At 73.2% G+C, this 12,329-nt stretch carries 12 protein-coding genes; 9 read left to right on the plus strand and 3 right to left on the minus strand.

Annotated elements, in window-relative coordinates; translation table 11 throughout:
- Nucleotides 1-42: 42 nt before the first annotated feature.
- Genes ppsR through DFH01_RS07370 form a run of 3 tightly spaced genes read left to right on the plus strand, consistent with a single transcriptional unit; the run spans nt 43 to nt 4,177 of the window.
- The gene (ppsR, locus tag DFH01_RS07360) at nt 43-1,392 is read left to right on the plus strand and encodes a transcriptional regulator PpsR (protein ID WP_109869672.1); all 1,350 of its coding nucleotides are present in this window, start codon (nt 43-45) and stop codon (nt 1,390-1,392) included.
- On the plus strand, nt 1,389-3,584 hold the full coding sequence (locus DFH01_RS07365) for a PAS domain-containing sensor histidine kinase (RefSeq protein WP_109869673.1): 2,196 nt from the start codon (nt 1,389-1,391) through the stop codon (nt 3,582-3,584). The genes ppsR and DFH01_RS07365 overlap by 4 nt, the downstream gene beginning before the upstream one ends.
- A 2-nt stretch (nt 3,585-3,586) precedes the next feature.
- Nucleotides 3,587-4,177: a biliverdin-producing heme oxygenase gene (locus DFH01_RS07370; protein ID WP_109869674.1), complete on the plus strand. Its 591-nt coding sequence runs from the start codon at nt 3,587-3,589 to the stop codon at nt 4,175-4,177.
- A 13-nt stretch (nt 4,178-4,190) separates the two neighbouring features.
- Here DFH01_RS07370 and DFH01_RS07375 read toward each other — a convergent pair whose 3' ends face one another.
- On the minus strand, nt 4,191-5,387 hold the full coding sequence (locus DFH01_RS07375) for a 3-hydroxybenzoate 6-monooxygenase (RefSeq protein ID WP_109869981.1): 1,197 nt from the start codon (nt 5,385-5,387) through the stop codon (nt 4,191-4,193).
- A gap of 62 nt (nt 5,388-5,449) precedes the next feature.
- Between DFH01_RS07375 and DFH01_RS07380 the strand changes: the two genes are divergently transcribed.
- Together DFH01_RS07380 and DFH01_RS07385 are read left to right on the plus strand one after the other, a co-directional pair.
- Nucleotides 5,450-6,199, plus strand: a complete 750-nt coding sequence (locus DFH01_RS07380; protein ID WP_109869675.1) for a DUF7168 domain-containing protein — start codon at nt 5,450-5,452, stop codon at nt 6,197-6,199.
- Between the two features lie 136 nt (nt 6,200-6,335).
- The gene (locus tag DFH01_RS07385; RefSeq protein ID WP_109869676.1) at nt 6,336-6,758 is read left to right on the plus strand and encodes a SprT family zinc-dependent metalloprotease; all 423 of its coding nucleotides are present in this window, start codon (nt 6,336-6,338) and stop codon (nt 6,756-6,758) included.
- A 10-nt stretch (nt 6,759-6,768) separates the two neighbouring features.
- Here DFH01_RS07385 and phaR read toward each other — a convergent pair whose 3' ends face one another.
- Nucleotides 6,769-7,377, minus strand: coding sequence for a polyhydroxyalkanoate synthesis repressor PhaR (phaR, locus tag DFH01_RS07390; protein ID WP_109869677.1), 609 nt, complete (start codon nt 7,375-7,377; stop codon nt 6,769-6,771).
- A 420-nt stretch (nt 7,378-7,797) separates the two neighbouring features.
- Between phaR and DFH01_RS07395 the strand changes: the two genes are divergently transcribed.
- Nucleotides 7,798-9,036, plus strand: a complete 1,239-nt coding sequence (locus DFH01_RS07395) for an alpha/beta fold hydrolase (protein ID WP_109869678.1) — start codon at nt 7,798-7,800, stop codon at nt 9,034-9,036.
- Between the two features lie 62 nt (nt 9,037-9,098).
- On the plus strand, nt 9,099-10,274 hold the full coding sequence (locus tag DFH01_RS07400; RefSeq protein WP_109869679.1) for an acetyl-CoA C-acetyltransferase: 1,176 nt from the start codon (nt 9,099-9,101) through the stop codon (nt 10,272-10,274).
- A 3-nt stretch (nt 10,275-10,277) separates the two neighbouring features.
- Here the strand turns inward: DFH01_RS07400 and DFH01_RS07405 are convergent, their stop codons facing one another.
- Complete coding sequence (locus DFH01_RS07405) at nt 10,278-10,958, minus strand: TetR/AcrR family transcriptional regulator (protein ID WP_158287646.1); 681 nt, start codon at nt 10,956-10,958, stop codon at nt 10,278-10,280.
- An 88-nt stretch (nt 10,959-11,046) separates the two neighbouring features.
- On the opposite strand from DFH01_RS07405, the gene DFH01_RS07410 reads away from it, so the two are divergent.
- Together DFH01_RS07410 and DFH01_RS07415 are read left to right on the plus strand one after the other, a co-directional pair.
- Entirely contained in the window at nt 11,047-11,475 is a 429-nt protein-coding gene (locus DFH01_RS07410) for an ABA4-like family protein (RefSeq protein WP_109869681.1), read from the plus strand.
- Nucleotides 11,472-12,278 carry a hypothetical protein gene (locus DFH01_RS07415; RefSeq protein WP_109869682.1) on the plus strand — a complete coding sequence of 269 codons (807 nt, stop codon included), beginning with the start codon at nt 11,472-11,474 and terminating at the stop codon, nt 12,276-12,278. Before DFH01_RS07410 ends, DFH01_RS07415 begins: the two co-directional genes overlap by 4 nt.
- The last annotated feature ends 51 nt before the right edge of the window (nt 12,279-12,329 follow it).

Below are 12,329 nucleotides of genomic sequence, written 5' to 3' on the forward strand. Positions count from 1 at the left end.
GGCTTCCCTTTGCCGGGTCGCGCGCCTAAGTGATGACGTGCCATGAACCGCGTCGTCGTCACGCAGCCTGACGTCACCCTGGTCCTCGATTGGGACGGGGTCATCCGCGACGCCTCGGTTTCCGCGGCGCTGGCGAAGGACGGGCTGGACGGCTGGGTCGGCCGGCACTGGACCGATACGGTCGGCGAGCCTGCCGGCGACCAGGTCCGCCGCATGGTGGAGGATGCGCGCTCCCGCGGCGTCTCCGCCTTCCTGCAGGTGACGCAGCGCTTCCCCTCCGGCATCGAGGTGCCGATCGAGTACACCACCGTGCGGCTCGGCGCCCAGGCCGGGCTGATGGCGGTCGGCAAGAGCCTCCAGGCCGTTCAGGAACTGCAGTCCCGCCTGGTCGCGGCGCAGCAGGCGCGCGAGCAGGACTACTGGAAGCTGCGCGAGATCGAGATGCGCTCGCGCCTGCTGTTCGACGCCTCGTCCGAGGCGGTGCTGATCGTCGCCGCCGGCGACCTGCGGGTGATCGAGGCGAATCCGGCCGCCATCCGGGAGCTCGGCATGGCGCCCGGCTGGGACTTCGCGCAGGAGGTCGCGCCGCGCGACCGCAACGCCTTCCGCGAGCTGCTGGCGCGCGCGCGCGAGCATGGCCGGACGCCCGGCGTGCTGATGCATATCGGCGCCGCCGCCACGCCCTGGCTGCTGCGTGTCTCCATGATGGCGCGGGAGCCGGAGCCGGTGCTGCTGATCCAGCTCGCCCCGGCGATGCCAGAGCCGGGCCGCGGCCTGCCCCGCGCCCTGCCGCCCCGCACCGACGAACTGCTCGAAGGCCTGCCGGACGGCTTCGTCGTCGCGGACGCCGAGGGCCGCGTGCGGCGTGCCAACCGCGCCTTCCTCGAACTGGTGCAATGCGCGACCCAGACCGCCGTGCTGGGCGAGCCGTTGGCCCGTTGGCTCGCCACGCCCGGCCGCGACGCCGCGGTGCTGATGCGCACGCTCAACGAGCATGGCGAGGTCCGGCTGTTCAAGACCACGGTCACCGGCCTGCTCGGCACCGAGTCGGAGGTCGAGATCTCCGCCACCGCCAGCACCGCCGGCGGCCCGCCCGCGATCGGCCTGCTGGTGCGCGACATCGGCCGGCGGCCGCAGGACGACCTGGGCGACCTGCACGCCGCGATCTCGCAGGTGCTGCGCGACATGGGGCGCATGCCGCTGCCCGTGCTGGTGCGCAACACCGCCGCCTTGGTCGAGCGCGCGCGGATCGACCAGGCGCTGCGCCGCGCCGGTGGCAACCGCACCGCCGCGGCCGATGCGCTCGGCCTCAGCCGCCAGAGCCTCTACGCCAAGCTCGAGCGCTACGGCATGCACGACCCGCGCGATTCCGACATGGACGCCGCCGGATGAACGAAGCCGGCCCCGACTACGCCGCATCCTCCTCCGCCTCGCCCCAACTCGACACATCGAGCTGCGAGCGGGAACCGATCCACCAGCCGGCGAGCATCCAGCCGCATGGCCTGCTGTTGCTGGTCCGGGAGCCGGACAGCGTCGTCGTGCAGGCCTCGGCCAACGCGCCCACCATGCTGGGCCTCGATGCGGTGCTCGGCCGCCGGCTGCGCGACCTGGGCGGCGACCTCGCCGCCGCCGTGCTGCCGCGCACCCTGGAGTCGCTCGACGGCCCGCCGGTCGTCTTCCGTGCCACGGCGGGCGCATCGGGCCAGGACTTCGACGTGCTGATGCACCGTGCACCCGGCGGCGGCCTGGTGATCGAGCTCGAACCCGCCCAGCCGCAGCCCGACATCGCCCGCCGGGTCGAGGCGGCGCTGCAATCCTTCCTGTCCTGCTACGCCCTGCGCCCGCTGTGCGAGCAGGCGGCGCGCGTCTTCCGCGAGATCGCCGGGCACGACAGGGTGATGGTCTACCAGTTCGCCGAGGCCGGCCATGGCGAGGTGTTCGCCGAGGATCGCAGACCGGACCTGGAGCCGCTGCTCGGCAACCACTACCCGGCCTCCGACATCCCGCAGATCGCCCGCCGGCTCTATGAGCGGAACCTGCTGCGGATCGTGGTGGACGCGCATTACACCCCGGCGCCGCTGGAGCCTCGCCGAAACCCGCTGACCGGCGATCACCTGGACATGTCGCACTGCATGCTGCGCAGCGTCTCGCCGGTGCATGTGCAGTACCTCAAGAACATGGGCGTGCGCGGCACCATGGTGTGCTCCATCATGGTCGGCGGGCGGCTGCGCGGGCTCGTCGCCTGCCATCACGAGACGCCGCGGCGCGTGCCGGTGACGGTGCGTTCCGCCTGCGCCCTGCTGGCGGAGGCGCTGAGCACCCGCATGGCCGCGCTGGAAGCCTTCGTGGAGGCGCAGGCCGAGCTTTCCGCCCGCCGGCTGGAGCAGCGCCTGGTCGAGGCGATCTCCCGCAAGGGCGACTGGCGGGAGGCGCTGTTCGACAACCCCGCCACGCTGCTGCAGCCGCTCGGCGCGACCGGCGCGGCGCTGCTGTTCGAAGGCGGCGTGCAGACCATGGGCGACGTGCCGGCGACCGATTCGCTGCGCGAGATCGGCGCCTGGCTGGACACGCGCCCGCGCGGCGGCGTCATCGCCACCAGCTCGCTGCGGACGGATGCGCCCGCGCTCGCCGCGCTCACGCCGATCGCGGCGGGCGTCCTTGCCGTGCCGGTCTCCGCCATGCCCGGCGAATACCTGGTGTGGTTCCGCCCCGAGCAGCTGCGCACCGTCGTCTGGGGCGGCGACCCGAACAAGCCGGTCGAGGTGGTGGACGGCCAGCGCGGCCTCAGTCCCCGCCATTCCTTCGCCAAGTGGCAGCAGCTGGTCGAAGGCAGCTCCGAGCCCTGGAGCCAGAAGGAACTCGCTACGGCGCGGCTGATCGGCGATTCGGTCGGCGACGTCATCATCCAGTTCCGCTCCGTGCGCATGCTGATCGCGGAGGACCAGCTGGCGCAGGTGCGCCGCCAGGTCGCCGCCTCGGTGCAGCCGGTCGCGATCTGCGACGGTCGCGGCGCGATCGTGCTCGCGAACGAGGCGATGGAGCGGCTGCTGCCCGGCCTGAAGGGCGCGCCGCCGCGCAACATCGAGGAGCTCGCCCCCTATTTCGCCAGCCCCGGCGAGTTCCGCCGCCGCCTGCACGACCTGCTGGAAAGCCGCCAGTCCTGGAGCGGGGAGGTGCGGCTCGCCGATGACGAAGGCTCCGGCCGGCCGATCCTGGTGCGCGCCGACCCCGTGCATTCCGCGCCCGACCGGGTGCTCGGCTTCGTCGTGCTGATGAACGACCTGGTCGAGCGCAAGGCGGCCGACGCCGCGCGCCGCCGCTTCCAGGAGGTGATCGCCGAAAGCCACCGCACCCGCGCGGGCTGGCTCGATCGCCATGCCGACCTGGTGTTCCAGGCGATCCTCGCCTCCCTGGTGGAGAATGCGCAGCTCGCCGCGCTCGAGATCGCGGAAGGCGTCGAGCTCTCCCGCATGCCGGAGATGCTGGAGAGCGTGCGCGCTTCCGTCGCGCGCACCACCGACATGCTGGAAAGCCTCGCGCGCCAGATCGAGGCGCCCCGGCCCGACAGGCGGGACGAGGATTGAGCATGGACGGCGCGGCGCGCGCGGCGCTCCGCGCCGCAACCGACGCGGCGCATCAGCGCCTGCACGGGCTGCCCGGCTTCGTGGCGCTGGCCGAGGGGCGGATCGCGCTACCGGACTACGCCGTGCTGCTCCGCCGCATGCTCGGCTTCCACGCCGCCCTCGAATCGCGCCTCGATGCGGTCGAGGGATTGGATACGCTCGGCATCGACCTCGCGGCGCGTCGCCGGACCCATCTGCTGCGCGCCGACCTCGATTGGCTCGGCGCCTCCGCCGCGGTGCCGCTTGCGCCCTTGCCGGAGATCCGCGGCCCGGCCGAGGCGATGGGCGCGCTCTATGTCGCGGAAGGCTCGACGCTCGGCGCGCGCCAATTGGCGCGCGCGCTCGACGCCGTGCTGCCGCCGGGCGAGGCGGGGCGCCGCTTCCTTATTGGCCATGGCGAGCGGCATGGCGCGATGTGGCGCGATTGCTGTGCCGCGATCGAGCGCTGCGGCGTGGAACCCGGCGCGCGCGATGCGATGATCGCGGGCGCCGCGGCGACCTTCGCCGCCTTCGAGGCCTGGTTCACGGTGCCGGAGGCTGTTCCGGCGGCGTAGGCGAGGCCGGCCCTCAGCCCCCCACCTCGACTTCTGCGCCGCCGCCATAGAGCCAGGCCAGCGTCTCCCGCCACTCCGCTTGTGACTTCGCGCGCATGATCGCGTTGCGCAGCGCCGCATGCGCGCCCGCCGGGTGGTACACATGCTCGCCCACCGCGCGGGACTGCAGCTGCACGCGCGCGGTGCGCAGTGCGCGCGCGGCATTGTAGGCCGGCAGCGCGGACCGGGCGTCGCCCTGATGCGCCGCCATCGCCTGCGCCAGGCACACCGCATCCTCCATCGCCATGCAGGCGCCCTGCGCCATGTATTGCAGCATCGGATGCGCCGCGTCGCCGAGCAGCGCGACGCGTCCGTCCACCCAGCCCTCCACCGGATCGCGGTCGCACAGCACCCACAGCTTCCAGTCGCGGCCGTGGCGGATGATGGACTGCGCGGTGGGATGCACGTGGTGGAAGCCGGCGAAGACTTCCGCCTCGCTCACCGGCTTGCCGGCGACGGGTTCCGGCGCGTCGTTGTGGTAGGTGACGACCAGGTTGAAGGTCTTCCAGCCCTGCAGCGGGTAATGGACGATGTGGCATTTCGGCCCCGCCCACAGCGTCGCCGCGTTCCAGCGCAGGTGCTCCGGCATGTGCTCGGTCGGGATCACGCTGCGATAGGTGGTGTGGCCCGAGACGCGCGGCCGGCCGTCGCCCACCACCTGGCGGCGCACATTCGACCACAGCCCGTCCGCGCCGATCAGCGCGCGGCCGCGCATCGGCTCGCCGCCGGGCAGGAAGGCCGTCACGCCGCCGCCATCCTGTTCGTAGCGCACCACCTCCGCGCTGGTGCGCAGCGCGATGCGCTCATGCGCGCGGCAGGCCTGCAGGAACACGCCGTGCAGGTCGCCGCGATGGATCACGGCATAGGGGTTGCCGAACCGCGCCCGGAAATCCTCGCCGAGGTCGATGTGGCAGATCTCCTCGGCGGTCAGCGCATCCATCAGGCGCAGGCTGTCCACATAGATCGCCATGGCCCGCGCCGTGTCGCCGACGCCGAGCGAATCGAAGGCGTGGAAGGCGTTAGGCCCGAGCTGGATGCCCGCGCCCACCTCGCCCAGCGTCGCCGCCTTCTCCAGCACCTGCACCGCGAAGCCCTGCTTCGCCAGCCCGAGCGCGGCTGCGAGGCCGCCGATGCCGCCGCCGGCGACCAGGATGGGAAGGGCTTCGCTCATGCCGGCGAGCATCGCCAGGCGCCCCCTGCTGTCAACGGCCCGGCCCGTGCTAGACGCGCGCCATGGACCGGCAGGCCGAACTGGCGAAGGTGAAGGCGCGCATCCGGGCGCTGGCCGCGCGCACGGTGGAGCGCGGCTGCTCGGAAGCCGAGGCGATGGCCGCCGCCGCCAAGGTGGGCGAGCTGCTGGAGGTCTATGGCCTCTCGATGGGCGAGGTCGAACTGCGCGAGGAAGCCTGCGTGCAGCGCGTGCTGGTCTTCAACGACCCGCGGCGCCAGGCGATGGGCTGGCTGTTCCCGGCGCTGCTGCGCTTCACCGAATGCCGCGGCTGGACAGTGGGCCGCGCCGACTACGTCATCTTCGGCCTGGAGCCCGATGTGCAGATGGCCGAGTACCTGATGCAGGTGATCGCCGGCGCGCTCGCCTACGAGGAGGCGCGCTTCCGCAGCAGCGCGGACTACGCGCGCAGCCGGACCGCGCCGCAGGCCGTGCTGCGCAGTTTTCGGATCGGCTATGCCGACCGCATCGCCGCCCGGCTCGAGGAACTCGGCGTCCACCGGCGGGAGACCGCGCGCCAGGCGCATGCCGAAGCGCAGCGCGCCGGCGGCGCCGGCACCGCGCTGGTGCTGGTGAAGGAGCGGAAGATCGAGGACGGTTTCCGGGCGCTCGGCGTGCGACTGCGCACGGTCAGCCGCACCACGGTGGTGCGCGACCGGGGCGCCTATGGTCGCGGGCGGGAGGCGGGCGGTCGCGTTGGCCTGGACCGTCCCGTCGGCGCGGGTCCCGCGGCGGGCCGCCTGCCGCGGCGATGATGCTCGGCGGACAACGGATCGACCTGCGACCGGCGATAGCCGGCCGAGGCCGCGAATGCGGCCCGCGCCAAGTGGCGCGAAGCCAAGCGCAGCGCCGGCGATTGAGGGGCGAAGGTGAAACCTTCGCCCGCCGGACATGAGCCGTCGCGATGCCGCTGCGCGGCGGCTCTATGCGTGGGAGGATGCGGTGGTCGCGCCGCGCGACCGGTCGCTGGTGCCCTTCGCCCGCCTGCAGTCGCTGGTGGACCATGTCTGGGCCGCCGAGGGTCGTCATTTCCCGCCGCGCATCCGGCCGCTGCCGAAGCAGGCCCGCCGCACCGTCGCCCGCGCCACCCGCACCGCCATCGAGGCGCCGGCGGAGCTCCCGACCTGGGTGCTGCTGCACGAGATCGCGCATGCGCTGATCGCCGATGTGGACGGCAACGGCCTGGGCCACGGGCCCGACTTCGTGGCGACCTATCTGCGGCTGCTGGTCGCCCATGCCCGCATGGACCGCGCGCTGCTGGAAGAGACGCTGCGCGCGGCGGCGATCGCCTGGGATACGCGAATCGCCGCGTGAGGGGCGCGGCCTAGTCCGGCTTCTTCCCTGCCTGCGCGGCTTCCAGCTGACGCCGCAGCCGGTCCACCTCGGCCTGCAGCGCCGCGATGCGGGAGGCGTCGCTGCCCGGCTCGGCCGGCTCCTGGCCGCCGCGGAAGGGCGCGAACAGAGTCATGGCGCGCTCCATCATCGCCATGTTCTGCTTGCTCATCTCCTCCAGCCCGCCGAAGGGATTGAACCCGCCCATCGTCTGCTCGACGGCCCGCCGTACCTGGTCCTGCTGACGGGAGAAGGCGCCCATCACCGTCTCAAGGTAGCGCGGCACCATCGCGCCCATGCTGTCGCCGTAGAAGCCGATGATCTGCCGCAGGAAGCTGGTCGGCAGCAGGTGCCGCCCCTTGGATTCCTCCTCGACGATGATCTGGGTGAGCACGGAGCGCGTGATGTCCTCGCCCGATTTCGCGTCATAGACGACGAAGTGCCGGCCCTGCCGGACCATCTGGGCCAGGTCCTCAAGCGTGACGTAGGACGAGGATTCCGTGTTGTAGAGGCGCCTGTTCGCGTATTTCTTCACCACGACGGGCGGGCTGGCTGGCGTCTCGGCCGCGTCCGCCGGGGGGAGTCTGGTGTCCTGTGACATGCTCTCGCTTGCCTTCCGCGCGGCCGTCCCGCCGCCTGGGACGGATGCTAACATGGGCTGCGCTGCGGTGCGAAATTTCCGACGCGGCCACCGGGCGAGGCAATCGGGCCGAGTTCCCGCCGGGCGCGCGCGGGCGCTAAAGATGCGACATGGACGGGGATCGCCCCAAACCGGACGAGGCCGAGATCGAGCGCCTGGCCGAGGACTGGATCACGCTCTGGCAGAGCGAGATCGCGGCCATGGCCTCCGACCGCGAGGCCGCCGAGGCCTGGGCCGCGGCCGCTTCAGCCTGGGCGGCGCTCGGCGCGGCCTGGATGCGCGCGGCTGCGGCACCGCCCTTCGGCCGCCCGCCGCCCAACTGGCCGTTCGCTGGGCCGTTCACTGGGCCGTTCCCCGGACCTTTCGCGGGTCCCTTCGGCCATGACGGCCCCGCTGCGCCGCCGCGGCCCCCGGCCGCTGCCGCTCCACCTGCTCATGGGAGCGAGCCGGGGATGGCTGGCGCTGGCCGGGACGATGACGCCCTCCGCCGGCGGCTCGCCGAGCTGGAACGGCGGCTTTCCGATCTCGAAGGCGGGCCGGGCGGAGCAGGCCCGAATCCTCGACCGCCTCGCCGCCGGAAGCCACGCGCCTGAGGAATTCCGGGCGGCGGTGCTGCGCCGCCTGCTGCGGGAGGACCGCGCGCTGATCGCCGGCATCGCCGCCTATCGTCGCCACCCCTACACCCGCCGCCTGCCCGACCCGCCGGTGCCCTGGGGGGAGGGCGGATCGCGCCTGCTGGATCATGGCGCGCCGGGCGCCGCCGGGCCGCCGGTGGTCTTCGTCCCTTCGCTGGTCAACCGCGCCTATGTGCTCGACCTCGACGAAAGAAATTCGCTGCTGCGCTTCCTGGCGGGGCAGGGGGTGCGGGCGATGCTGCTCGACTGGGGTTTTCCGGGTGAGGCCGAGCGTCAGTTCACCCTGACGGACTACATCGCGGGGCGGCTGGAACGGGCGCTCATGGCGCTGCCGGAGTCCGCGGTGGTGGTCGGCTACTGCATGGGCGGGCTGCTGGCGCTGGCTGCCGCGCTGCGCCGGCCGGACCGGGTACGCGCGCTCGGCCTGCTCGCCACGCCCTGGGACTTTTGGGCGACGCCGGAGGAGGCGCAGCGCGCCGCGGCCGCCGCCGCGCTGCTGCCGGCGCTGGAGCCGCTGATGCAGGCGACCGGCACCCTGCCGGTGGACGTGATCCAGACCCTGTTCGCCGGCCTCGATCCCTGGGGCATCCCTCGCAAGTTCCGGGCCTTCGCCCGGCTTGACCAGGCCTCCCAGCGCGCCGCGCTGTTCGTCGCGCTGGAGGACTGGCTGAACGACGGCGTGCCGCTCGCCGCCCCGGTCGCGCGGGAGACGCTGGGCGGCTGGTACGGCGCCAACACCCCCTCGCGGCTGGCCTGGCGCGTCGCCGGCGCGGTGGTGGACCCGGCCGAGGCCACGATGCCGGCCTTCCTGGCGATCCCGCACCGGGACCGCATCGTCCCGCCCGCCTCCGCCCGGTCGCTCGCCGCAAGGCTGCCCGGCGCCCGGGTGCATGAGGCGGAGGCCGGCCATATCGGCATGGCGGCGGGCAGTGCGGCGGAAGCGGCGCTCTGGCGCCCGCTGCTGGCATGGCTTCGAAGCTTGTAGCGGACGCTGCGCCGCACCAAACTGCGCCCAACGCCAGATCCTGAGGAAGGGAAGCACCTCCCATGACCGAGATCGTCATCGCCTCGGCCGCCCGCACGCCGGTCGGCTCCTTCAACGGCGCCTTCGCCAGCCTGCCGGCGCATGCGCTCGGCACCGTCGCCATCAAGGCCGCGCTGGAGCGCGCGGGCGTGAAGGCGGAGGAAGTGGACGAGGTGATCCTCGGCCAGATCCTGACCGCCGGCGCCGGCCAGAACCCGGCCCGCCAAGCGGCGATGGCCGCCGGCATCCCGGCCGAGCGCACCGCCTTCGGCATCAACCAGCTCTGCGGCTCCGGCCTTCGGGCCGTGGCGCTCGCCGCGCAGCAGATCGCGACGGGCGACGCCGCCATCGTGGTGGCCGGCGGTCAGGAAAGCATGACCCAGTCGCCGCACGCCGCGAACCTCCGCGCCGGCCAGAAGATGGGCGGGCTCGAGCTGGTGGACACCATGCTCAAGGACGGGCTGTGGGACGCCTTCCACGGCTATCACATGGGCAACACCGCCGAGAACGTCGCCCAGAAATACCAGCTGACCCGCGAGGAGCAGGACCGCTTCGCCGCCGAGAGCCAGCGCAAGGCCGGCGAGGCGATGAAGGCCGGCCGCTTCAAGGACGAGATCGCGCCCGTCACGGTGAAGGGCCGCAAGGGCGACGTGGTGGTCAGCGAGGACGAGTATCCGAAGCCCGAGACCACCATGGATGTGCTCGGCAAGCTGCGCCCCGCCTTCGCGAAGGACGGCACGGTCACCGCCGGCAACGCCTCCGGCATCAATGACGGCGCCGCCGTGGCGGTCGTGATGAGCGCCGCCGAGGCGAAGAAGCGCGGCATCACGCCGCTGGCGCGGATCGTGAGCTGGGCGACCGCCGGCGTGGACCCGGCGATCATGGGCACCGGCCCGATCCCGGCCAGCCGCAAGGCGCTGCAGAAGGCCGGCTGGAGCATTGCGGACCTCGACCTGATCGAGGCCAACGAGGCCTTCGCGGCGCAGGCCTGCGCGGTGAACAAGGACCTCGGCTGGGATCCGTCGAAGGTGAACGTGAATGGCGGCGCCATCGCGCTCGGCCATCCGATCGGCGCTTCCGGCGCGCGCGTGCTGAACACCCTGCTGTTCGAGATGCAGCGCCGCGGCGCGAAGAAGGGCCTCGCCACCCTCTGCATCGGCGGCGGCATGGGCGTCGCGATGTGCGTCGAGCGCGCCTAGTTCCTACTCCTCGCTCTCCCTCCCCCGCTGTGCGGGGGAGGGCTGGGGTGGGGGCGCGACCAACTCTCCCCCGAAGCCGTCGCCGCCCACGCACGCCGCCACCACCAGATCCACCACGTCGCGCGCGACCGTCTCCTGCCAAAGCTCCCCCACGCCTTCGGCACGCAGCGTGCTGAAGCCGTGCACCGTGGACCACGCCAGCGCCAGCCGCGCGCGGCGTGATCGCGGGTCCATGCCCGGCACCGCCTCCGCCATCGCCTGGTCCAGCACGGCGAAGCCGTCCTCCGCCGCGGCGCGCCAGGCGGGATCGCCCCGGTCGATCAGGTCGGTGCGGAACATCAGCCGGAAATGGGCGGGGTTGGCCCGAGCGAAGCCGATATAGCCCCGCCCCGTCGCCGCCAGCCGCGCCGCCGCATCGGCCTCGGTCGGCAGCGCCGCGACCTCCGCCCGCATCGCCGCGGCCAGCCGCGCCTCGCCCTCGGTGACGAAGGCCGTCAGCAACCCGCGCTTGTCGCCGAAATGCGGCGCCGCGGCGGAGTGCGAGACGCCGGCCCGCCGCGCGCATTCGCGCAAGGTGACGGCCTCCGGCCCCGCTTCCCGCACGATCTCGCCGACCGCGTCGAGCAGCGCGCGGCGCAGCGCGCCGTGATGGTGCCGGCCTTCGCCCTTGGGGATCACCGCCATGCCGCGATCCTGGCCCGGCACGGAAAACTTGACAACGGTCAGTTTCGCGCGCCATGAACTGACCATTGGTCAGATCCCGGGAGGCTCCATGCAGGCCGAGACGATCTTCTCCACCGCGAACATGCTCGCCATGGCGGGCTGGCTCGCGCTGCTGGCCGCGCCGCGGACGCCCTGGGTCACCTGGCGCCTGGCGGGCGTCGCCATCCCCGCCCTGCTCGCCGCGCTCTACGCCGTGCTGCTGGCTTGGCACGCGCCAGGGGCCGAGGGCGGCTTCTCCTCCCTCGCCGGCGTCGCTGCGCTGTTCCGGACGGAGGGCGTGCTGCTCGCCGGCTGGGTCCACTACCTCGCCTTCGACCTCTTCATCGGTGCCTGGATCTGCCGCCGCGGCGCCGCCGAGGGGATGAACCCCTGGCTGGTGCGGCTCTGCCTCCCGCCGACCTTCCTGGCCGGCCCGATCGGGCTGCTGCTCTTCCTTGGCCTGCGCGCCGTCCTCGTGAAGCGGGAGAACCCCGCATGAGCGCGACGCTGCACGCGCCGGTGACGCCCGGCGCCCTCGTCGCCGAACTCGACCGGCGCCAGCCGTTGCTGGCCCGGCTGGGCTGGGCGTTCCTGGCGCTGCTGCTGCTCTGCCTCGCCGCGATGGCCTTCGATCCGCGCGCCTTCGACGGCGCCTCGGTCTGGGTGAAGCCGGCGAAGTTCGCGGCCTCCTTCGTGCTCTGGTTCTGGACCCTCGCCTGGGCCTGGGGCGTGCTGGCGCCGGAGGCCGCGCGCGGCCGCATCGCACGCCTCGTGCTGTGGGGCACCGTCGCCGCGGCGCTGTTCGAGCAGGGCTGGATCACTTGGCGCGCCGCGCTCGGCGGGCCGAGCCACTTCGCCAAGGATGCGCTCGGCGCGGTCATGTATTCGCTGATGGGCGTCGGCGCGGTGACGCTGGTGGCGCTCGCCGCGCTGCTCGGCCTTCTGGTGCTGCTCAACCCGCGTCCCGGCGCACCGCGCCCCTGGGTGCTGGCGGTCGGGCTCGGCCTGGTTGTCGGCGGCGTGCTCGGCGGCTTCACGGGCGCGGCGATCTCGGTGCTCGACAGCCCGCATGTCGGGGGCGCCGCCACGAACGCCGCCGGCCTGCCGCCCTTCTACTGGTCCCGCGACGGCGGCGACCTGCGCTTCGCGCATTTCCTCGGCATCCACGCCATGCAGGCGCTGCCGCTGCTTGCCCTGCTCGGCGCCGGGGCGCGGCTGGTCGGGCTGGCGGCGGCGGGCTGGACGGCGCTGACCCTTGCCGCCTTCACCATGGCGCAGCGAGGCATTCCGCTCTCGCCCTGAGGCGCGACCCCTCTCGCAGCCGTGACCCCCGGCACAACCGCCGCGCGTGCC

This window comes from Falsiroseomonas bella (assembly GCF_003173615.1).
Lineage (GTDB): Bacteria > Pseudomonadota > Alphaproteobacteria > Acetobacterales > Acetobacteraceae > Falsiroseomonas > Falsiroseomonas bella.